The sequence below is a fragment of the Ruegeria sp. BHSC029 genome (assembly GCF_059613085.1).
This window is the reverse complement of the sequence record NZ_JBXWRU010000003.1, coordinates 455,616-475,569: the sequence shown is the minus strand read 5'-3', so window position 1 is coordinate 475,569 and position 19,954 is coordinate 455,616. Positions and strand designations below refer to the sequence as shown.

The window sequence follows — 19,954 nt, the reverse complement described above, 5'->3', positions numbered from 1 at the left end:
CAAAACCTTTCTCACACCGCGGTCATGGGTGGTCATGCATCAAGCGCGCCCACTTGCCCCATTTTCCGCAAACCGTCAACAATCCGTGCCAGCGCCATGCTGAGGGAGCCTTTGGCCAACACGGCATCGCCCGCCCGAACCAGCTGCGGCAGCTCTAGAACCATTTCGGCGCTGGTCTCAAACCACAGCCCGCGCTTGTCCTCGGGCAAGGCCTCGTGCAGCGCCCGCATCAACGGACCGATGCAATGCACCTTGTCGATCCGTGCCATGGCCGGCACATCGGCCAGCCCTGCGTGCATGGCGCGCTCTTTTGGACCCAGCTCCTTCATGTCGCCCAGAAAGGCGATGCGCCTTTCGCCCTTCGCTGCCGCCAGCACATCCAGCGCCGCCGCCATCGAGGTCGGATTGGCGTTGTAACTGTCATCCAGCAGCTCGATCTGCCCGCCGTCCGGCAGGGCCAGCATCTCGCGCACGCCCCGCCCCGTGACCGGCGCCCATTTGGCGAGGCCGGTGATGGCCGCGTCCAGTTCGACACCCAGCGCGACGCAGGCAGCCAGCGCGCCTAGACCGTTCATGGCAAAATGCGTCCCCGCAGATTGCACGTCGAAAGCGAATGGCTGGCCCATGGCCTCGGCGGTCACGTGGATGTCCGTGGGCGACTGGGTCACGCCGGTCAGCCGATAATCCGATGCGGTGCGGCCGAAATCCACGATCACCGCGCCATGCCGGGCAGCGCAGGTGCGCAGGATGACGGTATGATCCAGGTCGGCGTTCACGATGGCGGTGCCGCCGGCCTCCAGCCCATCAAAGATAGCGGCCTTTTCGTGAGCGATGCCGGCAACCGACTCGAACGCCTCGAGGTGAACCGCGGCGACGGTGGTGACCAGCGCCACATGCGGGCGAGCCTGCCGCGCCAGGGGTGCAATTTCGCCAGGGTGGTTCATGCCGATCTCGATCACCGCATATTCGGTGTCGCGCGGCATCCGGGCCAGAGTCAACGGCACGCCCCAATGGTTGTTGTAGCTGGCAACGCTGGCATGGGTGCGGCCTTGATCCGACAGGATGGTCGCCAGCATCTCCTTGGTCGAGGTCTTGCCCACACTGCCCGTCACCCCAATCACGCGGGCCTTGCACCGGGCACGGGCCGCGCGACCCAACGCCTCGAGCGCGGTCTGTACGTCATCGACGATCAGCAGCGGCGCATCGGCGGCCACACCTTCGGGCACCCGCGTGACCAGCGCGGCAGCAGCCCCTTTGTCCAGCGCCTGCGCCACGAAATCATGCCCGTCGCGCGCCGCCTTCAACGCCACGAACAGGTCACCCGGTTGCAGCGTACGCGTATCGATGGACACGCCGCCCGCCTGCCAGTCGGTCGTGGCCCGTCCGCCCGTCGCGGCGGCGGCCTCGGATGCGGTCCAGAGTGTCATGCGACCCTCCCGTCCAGCGCGGCCACGGCGATGCTGGCCTGTTCCACATCATCGAAGGGCAGAACCTGGTCACCCACGATCTGCCCGGTCTCGTGCCCCTTGCCCGCGATCAGCAGCGCATCGCCCGGCTGCAATGCATCTATGCCGCGCAGGATGGCCTCGGCCCGGTCGGCAACCTCGGTCGCGTCGGGGGCCCCGGCCATCACCGCGGCGCGGATGGCGGCGGGGTCTTCCGAGCGCGGATTGTCGTCGGTGACAAAGACGATGTCGGCTTTCTCGGCCGCGGCGCGGCCCATCAGCGGGCGCTTGGTCGCGTCGCGGTCGCCGCCCGCGCCGACGATGGCGATCAACCGGCCCATCACATGCGGACGCAGCGCCTGCAAGGCGGTGGCCACGGCGTCCGGCGTGTGCGCGTAGTCGACAAATACCGCCGCCCCGTTGCTGCGGGTCGCCGCCAACTGCATCCGCCCCCGCACCGTGGTCAGATGCGGCAGGGTGTCGAAGACATGTTCAGCCTCGTCTCCGCTGGCGATGACCAATCCGCAGGCCAGCAGAACGTTTTCGGCCTGGAACCCGCCGATCAGGTTCAGCCGGGTCTGGAAGGTCTTGCCGCGCCAGGCAAAGCGCAGATCCTGCCCGGTGGCGTCAAACCGTTGGTTCAACAGGCAAAGATCGACATCCCCGCTGCCTACGGTCAAAACTGTCTGACCGCGCGCCTGCGCGATATCACGGATCGCGGCGCCTTTCGGGTCGTCCATGTTGATCACGGCCGTTCCGTCCTGCGGCAGAACCCGGTCGAACAGGCCGGCCTTGGCGGCGAAATAGGCCTCGAACGTCGCGTGATAGTCCAGGTGATCCTGGGTGAAATTCGAAATCCCCGCCGCCGTCAGGTGCACACCGTCCAGCCGGCGCTGTTCCAGCCCGTGCGACGAGGCCTCCATCGCTGCGTGGGTCACGCCGGCCTCGGCGGCCTCGGCCAGACAGCGATGCAGGGTGATGGGTTCGGGTGTCGTGTGGGCCAGCGGTGCCGTCCACGCGCCCTCGACCCCTGTCGTGCCGAGATTGACGGCCATGTGGCCCAGTTCGGTCCAGATCTGGCGCACGAAGGTCGAAATCGAGGTCTTGCCGTTGGTGCCGGTGACCGCCACCATGGTGCGCGGCTGCGCCCCGAACCACAATGCGGCGGTATAGGCCAGCGTCTGGCGCGGGTCCTGCACCACCACCAGGGCGGCGTCCGAGGCGGCCAGTTCATCGGCGGCGATCCGCTCGCCTTCGGCATCGGTCAGGATGGCGGCGGCTCCCATGCGCAAGGCGTATTGGATGAATTCGCCGCCATGCACGCGCGTCCCCGGCAGCGCCGCGAACAAAAAGCCGTCCTTGACCTGACGGCTGTCAACCGCCAGCCCGGTAATCTCCGGGTCGGCACCGCCGCGCGCGGTCAGGGCCAGCTGGCTGAGTTTCTTTGACCTTGCGCCCATGACCCACCTCTGTCGGACTGCCTAATTCGAGGTCAGCGTTATAGCAGCGCGATCCTCAGGCTCAAGCCGCGGACGCAAGCCCAGCAGCGGCGCGATGCGGCCGATCAACTCGGCCGCCACGGGTACCGCCGTCCAGCCTGCCGTGCGGCGCTTTTCGCCGTAGGCCAGGATCGACGGTTCGTCCAGCGCAACGATCAGAACATATTTCGGATCATAGGCCGGAAAGACCGAAGCGAAGGTGGCGATCACCTTGTCATCATAGTAGCCGCCGCGCGGCTTGGGCTTGTCGGCGGTGCCGGTTTTACCGGCCACGGCATAGCCCGGAACGTCACCAAAGCTGGCGGTTCCGTCCGTCACCACTTTGCGAAGCATCATCAGCGATTGTTTGGCCGCGTTTTCTGACATCACTCGCGGCCCGTATTGCGGCCCGTTGCGGCGCAAGATCGTGGGGCTGACATAATGCCCGCCATTGGCGATGGCCGCATAGCCCGCCGCCAGATGCATCGGGCTGGTCGACAGGCCGTGGCCGTAGGAAATGGTGACGGTGCTCAATTCGCCCCACTTCTTGGGCTTGAGCGGCACCCCGCCCTTGGCCTCGACGATCTCGAACGGGGTGGGGTCGAACATGCCCAGCGCGTCCAGGAACTGTTGCTGGCGCTCGGCGCCGATCTGCAGCGCCAACCGCCCCGTGCCGCGGTTCGAGCTGTGCACAATCACATCGGCCACGCTGATCTTGCCGTAATTCTTGCCGTTGAATTCGCCGATCGGGAAACGCCCGATCTTCATCGGGCCCGAGGTGTCGATGATCGTGTCTGCATTCACCAGCCCCAGATCGACCGCTTGCGCGGCAGTGAAGATCTTGAAGATCGACCCCAATTCGTACACGCCCTGCACATAGCGGTTGAACAGAGGGCTGTCCGAGGGGTCAAAGCCCGAGGTCGGCGGGCGCGGACGGTCGTTCGGGTCGAACGAGGGCAACGAGGCGGCAGCAATCACTTCGCCGGTATGGGCGTTCATCAACACCGCCGAGGCGCCCTTGGCGTTCATGATCTTCATGCCGCCGTCCAGCACCTGTTCCACCGCCGCCTGAACGGTCAGGTCAAGCGACAGCTGCAGCGGCTTGGTTCCGTTGGCCGGGTCGCGCAGATAGTCATCGAACTGTTTTTCCACCCCGGCCACACCGATCACCTCGGCAGCCGAGACGCCTTCGCGCCCAAAGCCTGAACCGCCAAGGATATGCGCGGCCAGCCGGCCGTTGGGATAGAGCCGCATTTCGCGCGGGCCGAACAGGATGCCCGGATCGCCGATGTCATGCACCGCCTGCTTTTGTTCCGGTGAAATACGTTTTTTGATCCAGAGGAATTTACGCTTGCCGGTGAAGTCCTTGACCAACCGCTCTTTGTCCAGATCCGGGAAGATAGCCACCAGCTTTTCCGCGGCCGCGATCGGGTCGATCATCAGCGGGGGCTGGGCATAAACGGAGTAGGTATCAAGGTTGGTCGCAAGGATTCGGCCTTCGCGGTCCACGATATTCGCCCGCTGCATGGCAATCGACGCGCCCGGGGCGCTCGCTAGCGGCTCTTGCGCCTCCGAAGTAGCCAATGCGCCCATCCGGAACCCGACAATGGCAAATGCCGCAAAGAAAAACGCGCTGAGCACCAGCAACCGCCCCTCGGCGCGGGCGCGGGCGCGGTCCTTCATCTCTTCGTGGCGGCGGCGGATGTTCTCGCGTTCGATCACCTTGGGGTTTTCCCCGCGGGCGCGGGCCTCGAGGATGCGGGCAAGCGGGCGGAGCGGTGTGCGCGTCATGGGATCTGCACCTCGCCCAGGGCCTGGGTGTCGGTGATCGCCTGCAATTCGATCGGGTCGGCGATGGGCAGGTCGGGATCCTCGGCATAGGCGATCTGGTCGGCACGTCCGAACTGCTCGGCGCGCAGCGGCAGCAGGGCAAGACGCTCGAAATTCAGGTCGGCCAGTTCACGCAGTCGGTCCGGGCGGTTCAGATAGGCCCATTCGGCCTGCAATACAGCCAGCCGGGCCTGCGCCGCGCCGATCTGGTGCTGCAGGGACTGGGTTTCCTTCAGTACCTGTTGGGTGCGGTAGTTTTCCTGATAGGCCCACAAGGCCAGCCCGAAAACACCCAAGGCGGTCAATACAAACAGAATACTCTTCATCTTGCCTTTCCCCCGATCATGGGCATGCCGATGGCGCGGGCATCAATTTCCCCCGCCGGAGCATCGGTACGAACAGCAACCCGCAACTTGGCCGAGCGCGCGCGCGGGTTGTCCTGCAACTCCTGCGGGTCGGGGCCGATGGCCTTGCGGGTCTTCAAGGTGAATTGCGGCTGATCCTGCTGGATCTCGGGCGCATAGCGGTTGGCACGGCCAGTCTTGCCCGCGCGCGATTGAAAAAAGCGTTTGACCATCCGGTCCTCGACCGAGTGGAAAGTGACCACCGCCAGCTGTCCGCCCGGCTTCAACGCGCGCTCGGCGGCCATCAGGCCCATGAACAATTCCTCGTATTCGGCGTTCACCGCAATGCGCAGCGCCTGGAACGACCGCGTGGCCGGATGGGACTGGCCGGGCTTGGCGCGGGGCAGGCAGGATTCGACGATCTCGGCCAGACGCAGGGTGGTGGTGATGGGCGACTCGGCACGGGCCTTGACGATGGCGCGTGCGATGCGGCGGCTTGCCCGTTCCTCACCGTAGTGGAACAGGATGTCGGCCAATAGCTCCTCGGTCGCAGTGTTGACCAGATCAGCTGCGCTTTCGCCCTCCTGGCTCATGCGCATGTCCAGCGGGCCGTCTTTCATGAAGGAAAAGCCGCGCTCGGCCTGGTCCAACTGCATGGAAGAGACACCAAGGTCCAGCACCACGCCATCAAGGTCGTTGGCATATTCATCCATGCGCGAGAAAACACCCGGTTGCATCACCAGCCGGTCGCCATATTCGGCTGCCCAATCCGCCGCCATTTCAAAGGCCAATGGATCGCGATCGACGCCGATTACCTTGTCGGCGCCAGCCTCAAGCAAACCCCGGGTATAGCCGCCCGCACCAAAGGTACCATCCAGCCAGGTGCCGGATACCGGATGAACCGCGTCCAGCAACGGGCGCAGCAGAACGGGAATATGGGGTTTGTCAGATGAAGTGTGATCCGCGCCGGCCATGCCGTCACGCACCTTCGATGCCGTCAAGGAACTGCATCGGATCGAAATCCTCGGGCAGTTCGTCCAACCAGTCTTCGGTGGCGGCCAGTTCCTCGGCCTCGTATGTCTCGGGCTTCCAGATCTGGAACGTGTCGCCCGCGGCGATAAAGAACGCCTCGCCCTCCAGCCCGATCTTGTTGCGCAGCTTGGCCGGCAACACCAGGCGACCCGTTTCATCGACATTGGTCGGGAAAGACTGCCCGTGGAACAGGCGCTGCAACATCTTGCGCTGCATCGAGCCGCGCGGCAGCGCGTCGATCTTGGCGTCGACCTCGTCGATCGCCTCCATAGTATAGCATTCAAGGTATTTGCGGCGGTGGTCACCGTAAACGATCACCAGTTCAGGATTGTCACCGGGCTGCCAGTTGGGGTCCGAGGCCTCGAGCACACGGCGAAACGAGGCCGGGATCGACACCCTGCCCTTCGCGTCCACCTTGTGGTGGCTTTCACCTCTAAACCTGCGCGCCAAGACGACTGTCCCTTTCGCTTGCGCCCCACCTACGTCTTCCCCCGGATGAAAAACGGCGGGTTGATCTGCTGCCACTGATCAACCCGCCGCATTGACCCGCTTTGCGGGATGTCCAGCTGCGCGCGCCACCTGGGGGGATGTCTGCTCGCCCGCGCGCCGGATCTCTTGAGTGATGAAAGCGAGATGCCTGTATGAAACCTGTTTGTTTTTGGTTCGGGGTCGTTTGGCGCCCCATGTGCCTCGTCCTCATCGGATGAATAAGGGATGCCATGGGAATTCATGGAAATCAATGAGATTTTTTTCCAAGTAGTTAGATTCGGAAAACTACAGCAGTAGAAATTCATACGCAAACATGAAAAATGCCCACAGGTAGACACCGGATAATATATAAACACAATATATAGACAGATTCCGTGCGGGAAAATTTTCCCACGATTTCCCATATTTTCTGTGCAACAACTCTGATTCCGCCCAACACCCCTCACTTTTTCGACCAAATGGCGCCGAATCACCCTGCGATCCAGGCCGAACCCGAGAGAGACCGCCCCGAATTTCCCACCAATTCCCGCCAGTCCCACAAAGTCCCATGACCCCGCCCAAATCGGGAGTTGGGCCAGACGCACAAAAATCGCGCAGTCCTGAACCGCACAAATTCCGCGTTTACGCGCGCAAATTTTCATCAAATGATGGGCGGCAGCCAGGCCGGAACAATGCCCCGCAGTTCGCGCTAACGAAAATTTCCATATTTTAAAGGCATATTTACGGGTGTCGGGATTCCGGCAGTCAATCTATGCACTTGCTGCATAGCAGCATTGATCCTGTCCGGTATTGTGCAATCGCAGCATTTGCCTATCTTCAGTCTCAAGCAAGCGCCGGAACATCGCGGCGGCAACGACAAATGATTGGGTAACGAACATGGCAGTCGCAAGCACCAACAGCGCACACAAAAGCGCATCGACATTTGGTTTCGCCTCTCTGATCGAAACCATGAAGACCCGTATCGCACGTTATCGCGTGTACCGCCAGACGGTGAACGAACTGTCAGAACTGTCGGACCGCGAGCTGGCCGATCTGGGCCTGCACCGTTCGATGATCCGTCGCCTGGCCATGCAGGCCGCCGAAGAACAATTCGCGCGCTGAGCGCCACGAAACACCGAGATCAGGTCCACTCCTCCTCCCATAGGACCTGTATTTCAGCGGCAGCATCTCTCCTCCTCCCTGATGCTGCCGCACCCTATACCGGCCTCAACCTGCCGGATGCTGATACATCGGGGCTCTCCTCCTCCCTGCTCTGATGTTGAAAGCGCGCGGTGGCATCTTCCTCCTCCCTGATGCCACCGCGCCCTTCTAATACCGGGCCAGACCCGGAAACGCATACATCGGGTTCTCCTCCTCCCTTCCCGATGTGAAAAGAGCGCGGTGGCACCCTTCCTCCTCCCTGGTGTCACCGCGCGCTTCAGATACCGGGGAAAACCCGGGTTCGGATACATCGGGGCTCTCCTCCTCCCTGCTCTGATGTTGACAAGAACGGCGGCTCCCTCCTCCTCCCTGGGAACCGCCGTTTTTTTCATTCGGCATGAAAAAGGCGCCACGGGCAGGACCGGGCGCCAAACAAAAAAGTCGAGCATGTGCCGGGAGGCACATTCCGCTGGATCAGAACGGCACGTCGTCTTTTGCGGATAGATACTGCGCGACGACCTTCTTGGTTCCGGCCTTGTCGAACTCGACCTCGACCTTGTCCCCCTCGATCCCGACCACGCCGCCATAGCCGAACTTCTGGTGGAACACCCGCTCGCCCAGGGTAAAGCTGGCCACGGCGGTCGCGTCGATCACGGTGTTGCGGGATTCACGCGGCTGTGACATGCCGTATTGCCCCTGCCGCGCCTGCATCCGTTTCCAGCCCGGCGAGTTGTAGACATTGGCCTGCGCCGCGCGGGTCTCGATGCCTGCCGACATCTGCCGGTTGCCGTGCAAACCTGCCCCGGGCAAAACCTCAACATGATCCTCGGGCAATTCGTCGATGAAGCGCGAGGGCATCGCGTTCTGCCACTGCCCGAACACCCGCCGGTTGGCGGCGAAGGAAATGGTGCAGACCTCTTCGGCGCGGGTGATGCCCACATAGGCGAGCCGCCGTTCCTCCTCGAGCCCCTTGAGGCCGGATTCGTCCATCGACCGTTGCGAGGGGAATAGACCGTCCTCCCACCCCGGCAGGAACACGGCGGGAAACTCCAGCCCCTTGGCCGCGTGCAGGGTCATGATCGAGACCTTGGGCCCGCCGCTGTCCTGTTCGTTGTCCATCACCAGGCTGACATGTTCCAAGAACCCTTGCAGGTTTTCGAAATTGTCCAGCTGGTTGACCAGTTCCTTCAGGTTTTCCAGCCGCCCCGGCGCCTCGGGCGTCTTGTCGTTCTGCCAGTGGGCGGTATAGCCGGACTCGTCCAGCACGATCTGCGCCAGTTCGATATGCGACACCTCGGGCGGGCCATAGCGCACGGGCGCGCTGCCGTCGTCGATGACCGCATCATCCTCGATCTCGATCCGGGGGCCGCGGGTCATCGCGTTCCAGCGCGCCAGCCCTTCGACCAGTTCGCGCAGAGCTGCGCCGCCTTTGCCCTTGATCAGCCCTTGCTCCACAGCGATCCGCGCGCCCTGAACCAGCGACACGCCATGTTCGCGCGCGGTGCGCTGGATCGTCTGCTGCGCCTTGTCGCCCAAGCCGCGCTTGGGCGTGTTCACGATCCGCTCGAAAGCCAGATCGTCCTCGGGGCTGACCACCAGCCGGAAATAGGCCATGGCATCTCGGATCTCCATCCGTTCATAGAATCGAGGGCCGCCGATCACCTTGTAGGGCAGGCCGATGGTCAGGAACCGGTCCTCGAAGGCGCGCATCTGATGGCTGGCGCGCACAAGGATGGCGATTTCGTCGAGGCTAAATTTTTTTGCCCTACACACCAGCACGGACTGAAGCATATTGGTTGATTTTTCGTCCCCAGCTAACAGCTCGATAATCAAGTTCTGGGTCTTAATATCCGAGTAAACCTTACCGGTTTCAAAAGCCTCCTTGATGAAAGTGTGTTCATCAACTGGCCCCAATCCCGCCTTTGCTCTCCGGTCCAGCTCCTGTTCAAAGCTCTTCAATCTAGGGTTGAACCTGTTTTGTGCCTCCAACGCCCTACCACTTGCAAGGTCATCGATTTTCTCACCGATCCAACGGGCCTCTTCCTCTCCATCCCAGTGGCCAATCAATCGAACTTTGTGACCATCTTTCTCCGCGTCCGTCCAAAGCTCTTTGCCAAGCCTACCCTCATTCCCACGAATGAGATTTGAAGCCGCTTCCAATATATAGAGCGTCGAGCGGTAGTTCTGCTCCAGCCGCACCACGTGGGCGCCGGGAAAGTCTTTCTCAAAACGCAGGATGTTACCCACTTCGGCCCCGCGCCAGCCGTAGATCGACTGGTCGTCGTCCCCCACGCAGCAGATATTCTTGTGCCCACCGGCCAACAGCCGCAGCCACAGGTACTGGGCGATATTGGTGTCCTGATACTCGTCCACCAAGATATACCGGAACCAGCGCTGGTATTGCTCCAGCACGTCCGGGTGGGTCTGAAAGATGGTGACCATGTGCAACAGCAGGTCGCCGAAATCCACCGCGTTCAACTCTCGCAGGCGGGTCTGGTATTGAGCATAAAGCTCGACGCCCTTGTTGTTGTAGGCCCCGGCATCGGCGGTGGGCACCTTGTCGGGCGTCAGGGCGCGGTTCTTCCAGTCGTCGATGATGCCGGCCAGCATCCGCGCAGGCCAGCGCTTGTCGTCGATATTGGCGGCCTGCACCAACTGCTTGAGCAATCGCAACTGGTCGTCGGTATCCAGAATGGTGAAGTTCGACTTCAGCCCCGCCAGTTCCGCATGGCGGCGCAGCAGCTTGACGCAGATCGAGTGGAAGGTGCCCAGCCACGGCATCCCCTCGGCGGGCTGGCCCAGCAGGCGGCCGACCCGTTCCTTCATCTCGCGCGCGGCCTTGTTGGTGAAGGTGACGGCGAGGATCTCGTTCGGGCGGGCCCGCCCGGTGTTCAGCAGATGCGCAATGCGGGTGGTCAGGGCCTTGGTCTTGCCGGTGCCCGCCCCGGCCAGCATCAGGATCGGGCCATCCAACAGCTCGACCGCTTCCCGCTGCGCCGGGTTCAATTCATTCAAGTAGTCCGCCTCGGGCCGAAGCGCGGCCATGGCGCGGGCCGACAGCGAGGCGCCTTCGAAGGCGTCATTTTCATCGAAACTGCTCATGCGCCCAAACTAGGCCGGAAGCGCGCCGAGGGAAAGGGTTTGTTCACGGCTTGTTCGCACGGTTTTGCGAATTTCTTTCGTAGCGCTGGTTGAGCCGTCAGGCGCAGGCTGCATCCGACTGAAACCCTTGCCGAATCGCGCGGCAGGTCGGATCAATCGACATGGACCTGCACAGCACCTATCCGGGCATCGAGGATCTGAAGCGCCGCGCACGCCGTCGGTTGCCGCGCTTTGTCTGGGACTATGTCGACAGCGGCACCGGGGCCGAGACCACGCTGAAACGCAACCGGGCGGCGCTGGACCGCATCGGGTTTCTGCCCGCCATCCTGAAAGGCCCGCTGGAATTCGACACCAGCACCCGCTTTCTGGGGCGCGACCATCCGCTGCCCTTCGGCATGGCTCCGATCGGGATGTGCGGGCTGGTCTGGCCTGGGGCCGAGGCGCTGATGGCGCGCGCCGCCGCGCAGGCGGGCATTCCCTATGTTCTGTCCACTGTCGCCAGCCAAAGCCCCGAGGACATGGCCCCGCATATCGGACCCGACGCCTGGTTCCAGTTGTACCCGCCCAAGGACCCCGAGATTCGAGCCGACCTGCTGAACCGCGCCCGGTCCGCCGGGTTCGGCACGCTGGTTCTGACCGTGGACGTGCCCGTGGCCTCGCGCCGGGAACGGCAAACCCGCTCGGGCCTGACCCATCCGCCGCGCCTGACGCCGCGCCTGCTGGCGCAGATCGCCGCCCGCCCGGCCTGGGCCTGGGGCATGGCGCGTCACGGCAAGCCCCGGATGCGCACGCTGGACAAATATATCGACGGCACCGCCAACCTGCCGCCCACTGCGCATATCGGATACCTGCTCAGGACCTCTCCGGGCATGGATTACGTCAAGTGGCTGCGCGATCACTGGCAGGGGCCGTTCATTATCAAGGGCGTGCTGCGCCCCGAGGATGCCGAGCGGCTGAAACAGGCCGGGATCGACGCGCTTTGGGTGTCGAATCACGGTGGCCGTCAGTTCGATGGCGCGCCGGCCAGCATCGACATGCTGCCCGCCATCCGCGCCGCAACCGACCTGCCGCTGATCTTCGACAGCGGCGTTTCGGGCGGGCTGGACATTCTGCGGGCGCGGGCCTTGGGCGCCGATCTGGTCATGCTGGGGCGGGCGCTCCTCTATGGCGTTGCAGCATTGGGCGCGCGCGGCCCGACCCATGTCATCGATATTCTGCGGCAGGACATGCTTGCAAATATGGGACAATTGGGTGCCGCAACGCTAAAATATCTGCCCAATGTTAACGCAAACATTGATGCCGCGATGCAGCATGTGCCATAAAACGCCGCAATAGGCGGCGTTTGCGAGCGATAACATGCCGGTTCTACCCAGAACTACAGATATATCTGCGCGTAATCTCGGTCTATTAACACGGCCAAATGCAAAAGACCGGGACTTGCCATGACTGACTTCAAGAAAATCCTGATCGCCAACAGGGGTGAGATTGCCATTCGCGTGATGCGCGCCGCGAACGAGATGGGCAAACGCACCGTTGCCGTCTATGCCGAGGAGGACAAGCTGGGCCTGCACCGGTTCAAGGCGGACGAGGCGTATCGCATCGGCGAGGGTCTGGGCCCGGTCGCGGCCTATCTGTCGATCGACGAGATCATCCGCGTCGCCAAGGAAAGCGGCGCTGACGCCATCCACCCGGGCTATGGCCTGCTGTCGGAAAACCCCGATTTCGTGGATGCCTGCGTTCAGAACGGCATTACCTTCATTGGCCCCAAGGCCGAAACCATGCGTGCCCTGGGCGACAAGGCCAGCGCACGCAAGGTGGCGATTGCCGCCGGTGTGCCGGTGATCCCGGCGACCGAAGTGCTGGGCGATGACATGGACGCGATCCGCAAGGAAGCGGCCGAGATCGGCTATCCGCTGATGCTCAAAGCGTCCTGGGGCGGCGGCGGCCGGGGGATGCGCCCGATCTATTCCGAAGACGAGTTGGAAGAAAAGGTTCTGGAAGGCCGCCGCGAGGCCGAGGCCGCATTCGGCAATGGTGAGGGCTATCTGGAAAAGATGATCACCCGCGCCCGCCATGTCGAGGTGCAGATCCTGGGCGACAAACACGGGCAGATCTATCACCTGTATGAACGCGACTGCTCGGTTCAGCGCCGAAACCAGAAGGTCGTGGAACGCGCCCCTGCCCCCTATCTGACCGAAGAGCAACGCGCCGAGATCTGCGACCTGGGCCGCCGCATCTGCGCGCATGTGAACTATGAATGCGCCGGCACGGTCGAATTCCTGATGGATATGGAGACCGGCAAGTTCTACTTCATCGAGGTAAACCCCCGCGTCCAGGTCGAACACACAGTGACCGAAGAGGTCACCGGCATCGACATCGTGCAGGCGCAGATCCTGATTGCCGAGGGCAAGACCCTGGCCGAGGCCACCGGCAAGGCCAGCCAGGACGAAATCCGCCTGAACGGCCACGCGCTGCAGACGCGCGTGACCACCGAAGACCCGCTCAACAACTTCATCCCCGACTATGGGCGCATCACGGCCTATCGTTCGGCCACGGGCATGGGCATCCGGCTGGATGGCGGCACGGCCTATGCCGGCGGGGTGATCACGCGGTATTACGACTCGTTGCTGACCAAGGTCACCGCCTGGGCGCCGACGCCGGAAAAGGCGATTGCCCGGATGGACCGCGCCCTACGAGAGTTCCGCGTGCGCGGTGTTTCCACCAACATCGCCTTTGTCGAAAACCTGCTGAAGCACCCGACTTTCCTGTCGAACGAATACACCACCAAGTTCATCGACGAGACGCCCGAGCTGTTTCAGTTCAAGAAGCGCCGCGACCGGGGCACCAAGGTTCTGACCTATATCGCCGACATAACGGTGAACGGGCACCCCGAGACCAAGGATCGCCCGCGGCCGCGTGCCGACCTCAAGGAACCCAAGCCCCCCGCGCCCAAGGCGGAACCGCTGATGGGCACGCGCAACCTGCTGGAACAGAAGGGCCCGCAGGCCGTGGCCGACTGGATGAAGGCCCAGCGCCAGTTGCTGATCACAGACACCACCATGCGCGACGGGCACCAGTCGCTGCTGGCCACCCGCATGCGCTCGATCGACATGATCCGCGTGGCGCCCAGCTATGCCGCGAACCTGCCGCAGCTGTTCAGCGTCGAATGCTGGGGCGGGGCGACCTTCGACGTGGCCTATCGTTTCCTGCAGGAATGCCCCTGGCAGCGCCTGCGCGACCTGCGCGAGGCCATGCCCAACCTGATGACCCAGATGCTGCTGCGCGGTGCCAATGGGGTGGGCTATACCAACTATCCCGACAACGTGGTGCAGGAATTCGTGCGCCAGGCCGCGCAGAACATCGACGTGTTCCGCGTCTTCGACTCGCTGAACTGGGTCGAGAACATGCGCGTGGCGATGGACGCTGTGATCGAGAACGGCAAGATCTGCGAAGGCACCGTCTGCTATACCGGCGATATCCTCGACCCGAACCGCGCCAAGTATGACCTGAAATACTATGTCGGCATGGCCAAGGAGTTGCGCGACGCCGGCGCCCATGTTCTGGGCCTCAAGGACATGGCCGGCCTGCTGAAACCCGCCGCCGCGCGGGTGCTGATCCGCGCACTGAAGGAAGAGGTCGGCCTGCCGATCCATTTCCACACCCACGACACCGCCGGCATCGCCAGCGCCACCATCCTGGCCGCCAGCGAGGCGGGCGTGGACGTGGTGGATTGCGCGATGGACAGCTTCTCGGGCAACACCAGCCAGGCGACGCTGGGCACCGTGGTCGAGGCCCTGCGCCACACCGACCGCGACACCGGGTTGGACGTGAAGGCGATCCGCGAAATCAGCGACTACTTCGAGGCGGTGCGCGGCCAATACGCGGCCTTCGAATCCGGGCTGCAGGCCCCCGCCTCCGAGGTCTATCTGCACGAAATGCCGGGCGGCCAGTTCACCAACCTCAAGGCGCAGGCGCGCTCGATGGGGCTGGAGGAACGCTGGCACGAAGTCGCGCAGATGTATGCGGACGTGAACCAGATGTTCGGTGACATCGTCAAGGTGACGCCGTCCTCGAAAGTTGTGGGTGACATGGCGCTGATGATGGTCAGTCAGGGCCTGACCCGCGAGCAGGTCGAGGATCCCTCGACCGACGTGGCCTTCCCCGATTCAGTCATCGACATGATGCGCGGCAATCTGGGCCAGCCTCCGGGCGGTTTCCCCGAAACGATCTTGACCAAGGTGCTGAAAGGCGAAAAGCCGAACACCGAACGGCCGGGCAAAGACGTGCCTCCGGTTGATTTGGAGGCCACCCGCGCGGAGCTCTCGAAACAGCTGGAAGGCATGGAGGTCGATGACGAAGACCTGAACGGATACCTGATGTATCCCAAGGTGTTCCTGGACTACATGGGCCGTCACCGCATCTATGGCCCGGTACGCACCCTGCCCACCCGCACCTTCTTTTACGGAATGGAGCCGGGAGAGGAGATCTCGGCCGAGATCGACCCGGGCAAAACGCTGGAAATCCGCTGCCAGGCTATTGGGGAGACGGACGAGAATGGCGAGGTCAAAGTGTTCTTTGAACTCAATGGCCAACCGCGCGTCATCCGGGTGCCCAACCGGATGGTCCAAGCCTCGACCATTCAGCGGCCCAAGGCCGAGCCGGGCAACGCCAACCATGTCGGCGCGCCGATGCCGGGCGTGGTCTCGACCGTCGCCGTGACCGCCGGGCAGGAGGTCAAGGAAGGCGACCTTCTGCTGACCATCGAGGCGATGAAGATGGAAACCGGCATCCATGCCGAGCGCGACGCCACCGTGAAGGCGGTGCATGTCCAGCCCGGCGGCCAGATCGACGCCAAGGATCTTTTGGTCGAGTTGGAATAAAACCGTTAAAACACAGAAAGGCGCGCCATCAGGCGCGCCTTTTTTCATCCGAGCGGGCTAGTTCAACCGTCGCTGGACTCCGCGACAGGCTGTTGCGGCAACTGTTCCGGCGTGCTGTCAATCGAAACCTCTTCCTCGATCGGCGCTGGCAAGCCCAACAAATCGTGCAGTTCATGAAGAGCCGGATCGGACAAGTCACGGCCACCGGTCAAGGTATCAAGTGCTTCCTGCGGATCATCCGCCCCTGCCAAGGCTTCTTCGGCTTCGGTCACAGCCTGCTGCGCTTCGGCCACGGCATCCTCGTATTTGTCCTGTGCGGTGATGCCCTCGGCTGCTTCTTCTTCAGTTGGCGCAAATTGGTCCTCGATCTCCGCTTCGGTCAGACCTTCCAGTTCGGACAATTCCTGTTCGCGCATTTCAAGCTCCTCTGTCGCGCCAGAGAAACCAAGTATACTCTGCTGATAGCTGTAAAGCTTGCCCGGCATGCTGTTCGGGGCCGCATTCATCAAGGCAGTCTGGCTGGCGTGCGCGGCATTCAAGCCCTTGAGCTCGGACGCGATTTTGCCGTGCTTGATTGGTTTGACATACGGCTCCTCGACAACTGCCGCCGCTACCTGCGCTTTACGGATCGGCTTCTCGACTTTCTTTTTTCCAGTGAAGAATTCGTCGAGTTTGGCTGCAAAACCATTCTGCCCTTTGGTCCGTGATGTAGTTTTGGTGTTCTTTCGTTGTGCCTTTGGTTTAGCGAGACCGAGACCGGCGAGAAAACCCTTGCCCTGGCCGGACCCACCCTTCGTGCTGCGCGCAGATCCTCCGAGGCTGGCACTGGGTTTTTCGGCGCTTTTGCCATTTCCGTTGCCGCCACCGCTACTATTTCCGTTTCCACCACCGTTACCATTTCCGCCACCATTGCCATTCCCGTTCTTGGCTATGGCGATATCTGGCGTAGCCAACACCGCAACGAAGCTAACTGCCCCGGCCAGCAACAAAGATGTCGCCACAACCCGTGACATAGAAATAAACCAATGCATGCCAATCCCCTTTTAGGTATCCAAATACTTGCGCCAACCGGCACAAGTTTGAGCAGAAATTTCGCATTATGCATATACTAGTTATCGAATACGGCAAAATTTGGCCTTCGAACGAAACCGCTGTTATCCACTCAGTTCGAGAGAATTGACCTCGGGCGACAGTTTGAAAATATCATTAACTTCATAGGCTTGCTCGTTTCTCAACTGACCTGCAAAGAGGCTCAGAAGCATGGCTCCGACCAACGCAGTCAGTTTTATGTTCTCAACCTTGTTCATCCCTCCGTCTCCACCGTTGTCAATATCCGTGGCTGTAGGTTTCAACGGCTCAGCACACCTGTTCCGTCGCAAATTTTTTTCCGGCCAAGTGCGTTTTTCCTCTTGCAGCTTTCCGCCAGAATTTATAGTTCACGCCTCACTCGACGGCGCGGGCGTAGCTCAGGGGTAGAGCATAACCTTGCCAAGGTTAGGGTCGTGAGTTCGAATCTCATCGCCCGCTCCAACGAGGACCGAAAGGTCGCACAAGATATCTGATTGCGGGCGTAGCTCAGGGGTAGAGCATAACCTTGCCAAGGTTAGGGTCGTGAGTTCGAATCTCATCGCCCGCTCCAGATATCCACCTTCCCACAACAAGCACTGGCGGATCGGTCGGTCCTGCGCCATTCTGTTCTGACATGCAGCAGTCAGATGGATGCCCCGATGTCAGACTACCAAATTCGCACGCTGACCGCCGAAGAACTGCGCCACGCAGTGGATTGGGCCGGGCGCGAGGGCTGGAACCCGGGTCATGAGGACGCAATCTGTTTCCGCCCGACCGACCCCGACGGATTTCTGGGCGGGTTTCTGGATGGCGAGATGATCGCCTCGGTTTCAGCCGTGAACTACGACGACGCGTTTTCGTTTCTGGGTTTCTATATCGTGCGGCCCGAGTTTCGCGGATCCGGTCATGGTCTGGAAATCGCCCAGCACGCCCTGGCGCATTGTACGGGGCGAAACATGGGTTTGGACGGGGTGGTCGAACAACAGGACAACTACCGCAAGTCGGGCTTTGTCTTCGCCTACAACAATTATCGGTTCTCCGGCACAGTGTCAGGCATCCTCTCCAGCCTACCCAAGACCAGTATCGAGGTTGCGCCCCTCGGTGGCCTGTCCGAAGACCTTCGCATCTATGACCGTGCCCTGTTCCCCGCGCATCGGGATGCCTTTCTGACGGAGTGGCTGAGCGCACCGGGCCATATCTCGCGTGTTTGTATCCAGAAAGGTCGCATCGCCGGGTATGCAACTCTGCGCTCCTGCCTGAATGGCTACAAGGTAGGGCCGCTGTTCGCCGACGATCCGGACATCGCGCAGGCGCTTCTGGCTGCGGTCCTGGCCGAAGTTCCCGCTGATCACCACAGTTCTGAGGTCTATGTCGACATGCCACAGCCCAACGCGGCGGCCTTTGCACTGGCTGACGCTTTGGGCCTGGAAAAAGTCTTTGAAACCGCGCGCATGTACTCCGACCACGAGCCGGATATCGACCTGAACCGCGTGTTCGGCGTGACGACGTTCGAACTTGGCTGAACCTTAGAACGCCCTGAAGGTCATTGTTGTCAACGACCGTTCGATGTTCGGAATGACCAGAAGGTGTTCATTTATGAAATGGCCAACATCCTCGGTTTCGGGGATGTAAAGCTTGAGCAGCAGGTCATATTCACCACTGGTGGAGTAGAGTTCCGAGTGGATTTCGCGCAGAGCGATCTCTTCGGCCACCTTGTAGGTGGTGCCGGGCTTGCAGCGGATTTGGATGAAAACGCAGGTGGACATTTCGTGGCCTTGTTGCTTCCGTTTGGCGCAGGCTGGCACGCCCCGCGCCCGGGCGCAATCCCCTGCAACAGTTTGCTGCGATTGCAATGATCGGGCTGGATAAGGCCGCCCGTCCCCGTCTATAAGCGCCCCTGTAGCAAGAGGATTTCGCCAATGCGCACAGCTTCGATCAGCCGCAAGACCGCCGAGACCGCGATTACGGTCGAGGTCAACCTCGACGGCACCGGCACCTATGACAACCAGACCGGTGTGGGGTTCTTCGATCACATGCTGGACCAGCTGGCGCGGCATTCGCTGATCGACATGACGATCCGGGCCAAAGGCGATTATCACATCGACGACCACCACACGGTCGAGGACACCGGCATCGCGTTGGGTCAGGCGCTGACGCAGGCGCTGGGGGACAAGAAAGGCATCCGGCGGTATGGCGAGTGCCATCTGCCGATGGACGATGCGCAGGTGCGCTGCGCGCTGGACCTGTCGGGCCGACCGTTTCTGGTGTGGAACGTGGACCTGCCGACGCCCAAGATCGGCAGTTTCGACACCGAGTTGGTGCGCGAGTTCTTTCAGGCGCTGGCCACCCATGGCGGCATCACCCTGCATATCGACCAGTTGCACGGCTTCAACAGCCACCACATCGCCGAAGCGGCGTTCAAGGCCGTCGCCCGCGCCCTGCGTCATGCGGTCGAGACCGACCCGCGCAAGGGGGATGCGATTCCGTCCACCAAGGGCGCGCTATAGATGCTGACCGCGATCATCGACTACGAAAGCGGCAACCTGCACTCGGCGGAAAAGGCGTTTCAACGCATGGCGCGCGAGCTGGACGCGGGTGAGGTCGTCGTGACCTCGGATGCCGATGTCGTCGCGCGCGCCGACCGGCTGGTGCTGCCCGGCGACGGCGCCTTTCCCGCCTGCGCGGCCGAGCTGCGCGGGCACAAGGGCATCCATGATGCGATGGTCGAAGCGGTCGAGCAGAAGGGCCGCCCGTTTCTGGGCATCTGCGTCGGCATGCAGCTGATGGCGACCACGGGCCGCGAATATACCGACACGCCGGGCCTGAATTGGGTGACCGGGGACGTGGTGCGGATCGAGCCCGAAGACCGGGCGCTGAAGGTTCCGCATATGGGGTGGAACGATCTGGTGATCGAGAGCGAGCACCCGGTGTTCAACGGCGTCGCCTCAGGCGACCACGTCTATTTCGTCCACTCCTACCATTTCCGCGTCGCCAATCCGGCGCAACGCCTGGCCCATGTGGACTATAGAGGGCCGGTCACGGCCGTGATCGGCCGAGACACGATGATCGGGATGCAGTTTCACCCTGAAAAAAGCCAGGATGTGGGCCTGCGGATGATCGGGAACTTCCTGACCTGGGCCCCCTGA

General features: G+C 62.2%; 16 protein-coding genes and 2 tRNA genes. 8 read left to right on the top strand and 10 right to left on the bottom strand.

From position 1 onward, the window contains the following. Positions 1-32: 32 nt before the first annotated feature. From AC2FML_RS09410 to mraZ, 6 genes are read right to left on the bottom strand one after another with little or no spacing between them, the layout of a single operon-like run. The gene (locus AC2FML_RS09410; protein WP_480726992.1) at positions 33-1,427 is read right to left on the bottom strand and encodes a UDP-N-acetylmuramoyl-tripeptide--D-alanyl-D-alanine ligase; all 1,395 of its coding nucleotides are present in this window, start codon (positions 1,425-1,427) and stop codon (positions 33-35) included. Continuing rightward, the gene (locus tag AC2FML_RS09405; protein ID WP_496782890.1) at positions 1,424-2,905 is read right to left on the bottom strand and encodes a UDP-N-acetylmuramoyl-L-alanyl-D-glutamate--2,6-diaminopimelate ligase; all 1,482 of its coding nucleotides are present in this window, start codon (positions 2,903-2,905) and stop codon (positions 1,424-1,426) included. The genes AC2FML_RS09410 and AC2FML_RS09405 overlap by 4 nt, the downstream gene beginning before the upstream one ends. A 21-nt stretch (positions 2,906-2,926) precedes the next feature. Then, positions 2,927-4,714: a peptidoglycan D,D-transpeptidase FtsI family protein gene (locus AC2FML_RS09400; RefSeq protein ID WP_170357278.1), complete on the bottom strand. Its 1,788-nt coding sequence runs from the start codon at positions 4,712-4,714 to the stop codon at positions 2,927-2,929. Then, a complete protein-coding gene (gene ftsL, locus AC2FML_RS09395) occupies positions 4,711-5,079 on the bottom strand; it encodes a cell division protein FtsL (protein WP_170391006.1) in 369 nt (122 codons plus the stop codon). Before ftsL ends, AC2FML_RS09400 begins: the two co-directional genes overlap by 4 nt. Beyond that, positions 5,076-6,071 carry a 16S rRNA (cytosine(1402)-N(4))-methyltransferase RsmH gene (rsmH, locus tag AC2FML_RS09390; protein WP_496782989.1) on the bottom strand — a complete coding sequence of 332 codons (996 nt, stop codon included), beginning with the start codon at positions 6,069-6,071 and terminating at the stop codon, positions 5,076-5,078. Before rsmH ends, ftsL begins: the two co-directional genes overlap by 4 nt. Positions 6,072-6,075: 4 nt before the next feature. Then, positions 6,076-6,579 carry a division/cell wall cluster transcriptional repressor MraZ gene (mraZ, locus tag AC2FML_RS09385; protein WP_093965061.1) on the bottom strand — a complete coding sequence of 168 codons (504 nt, stop codon included), beginning with the start codon at positions 6,577-6,579 and terminating at the stop codon, positions 6,076-6,078. A 915-nt stretch (positions 6,580-7,494) separates the two neighbouring features. Here mraZ and AC2FML_RS09380 point away from each other — a divergent pair. Then, the gene (locus AC2FML_RS09380; RefSeq protein ID WP_093964832.1) at positions 7,495-7,719 is read left to right on the top strand and encodes a DUF1127 domain-containing protein; all 225 of its coding nucleotides are present in this window, start codon (positions 7,495-7,497) and stop codon (positions 7,717-7,719) included. 513 nt (positions 7,720-8,232) lie between these two features. Here AC2FML_RS09380 and AC2FML_RS09375 read toward each other — a convergent pair. Then, on the bottom strand, positions 8,233-10,860 hold the full coding sequence (locus AC2FML_RS09375; protein ID WP_496782888.1) for an ATP-dependent helicase: 2,628 nt from the start codon (positions 10,858-10,860) through the stop codon (positions 8,233-8,235). 161 nt (positions 10,861-11,021) lie between these two features. On the opposite strand from AC2FML_RS09375, the gene AC2FML_RS09370 reads away from it, so the two are divergent. Together AC2FML_RS09370 and AC2FML_RS09365 are read left to right on the top strand one after the other, a co-directional pair. Next, the gene (locus AC2FML_RS09370) at positions 11,022-12,182 is read left to right on the top strand and encodes an alpha-hydroxy acid oxidase (RefSeq protein ID WP_496782886.1); all 1,161 of its coding nucleotides are present in this window, start codon (positions 11,022-11,024) and stop codon (positions 12,180-12,182) included. Between the two features lie 120 nt (positions 12,183-12,302). Beyond that, entirely contained in the window at positions 12,303-15,740 is a 3,438-nt protein-coding gene (locus AC2FML_RS09365) for a pyruvate carboxylase (RefSeq protein WP_222457453.1), read from the top strand. Positions 15,741-15,802: 62 nt separating this feature from the next. Here the strand turns inward: AC2FML_RS09365 and AC2FML_RS09360 are convergent, their stop codons facing one another. Together AC2FML_RS09360 and AC2FML_RS09355 are read right to left on the bottom strand one after the other, a co-directional pair. After that, positions 15,803-16,771 (bottom strand): hypothetical protein, encoded by a 969-nt coding sequence (locus AC2FML_RS09360; protein WP_496782884.1) that lies wholly within the window; start codon positions 16,769-16,771, stop codon positions 15,803-15,805. A gap of 123 nt (positions 16,772-16,894) precedes the next feature. Next, positions 16,895-17,047, bottom strand: coding sequence for a hypothetical protein (locus AC2FML_RS09355; RefSeq protein ID WP_496782883.1), 153 nt, complete (start codon positions 17,045-17,047; stop codon positions 16,895-16,897). A gap of 148 nt (positions 17,048-17,195) precedes the next feature. On the opposite strand from AC2FML_RS09355, the gene AC2FML_RS09350 reads away from it, so the two are divergent. The 3 genes from AC2FML_RS09350 (at position 17,196) to AC2FML_RS09340 (ending at position 18,331) form a co-directional block, all read left to right on the top strand. After that, positions 17,196-17,270 (top strand) — tRNA-Gly (locus tag AC2FML_RS09350). Positions 17,271-17,304: 34 nt separating this feature from the next. After that, a tRNA-Gly gene (locus tag AC2FML_RS09345) sits at positions 17,305-17,379 on the top strand. An 88-nt stretch (positions 17,380-17,467) separates the two neighbouring features. Next, entirely contained in the window at positions 17,468-18,331 is an 864-nt protein-coding gene (locus tag AC2FML_RS09340) for a GNAT family N-acetyltransferase (protein ID WP_496782881.1), read from the top strand. 3 nt (positions 18,332-18,334) lie between these two features. On the opposite strand, the gene AC2FML_RS09335 is transcribed toward AC2FML_RS09340, so the two are convergent. Beyond that, positions 18,335-18,574, bottom strand: coding sequence for an Lrp/AsnC family transcriptional regulator (locus AC2FML_RS09335; protein WP_170357271.1), 240 nt, complete (start codon positions 18,572-18,574; stop codon positions 18,335-18,337). A 153-nt stretch (positions 18,575-18,727) separates the two neighbouring features. Between AC2FML_RS09335 and hisB the strand changes: the two genes are divergently transcribed. Next, positions 18,728-19,315, top strand: coding sequence for an imidazoleglycerol-phosphate dehydratase HisB (gene hisB, locus AC2FML_RS09330; protein WP_170357270.1), 588 nt, complete (start codon positions 18,728-18,730; stop codon positions 19,313-19,315). Next, positions 19,316-19,954 carry an imidazole glycerol phosphate synthase subunit HisH gene (gene hisH / locus AC2FML_RS09325; protein ID WP_170371555.1) on the top strand — a complete coding sequence of 213 codons (639 nt, stop codon included), beginning with the start codon at positions 19,316-19,318 and terminating at the stop codon, positions 19,952-19,954.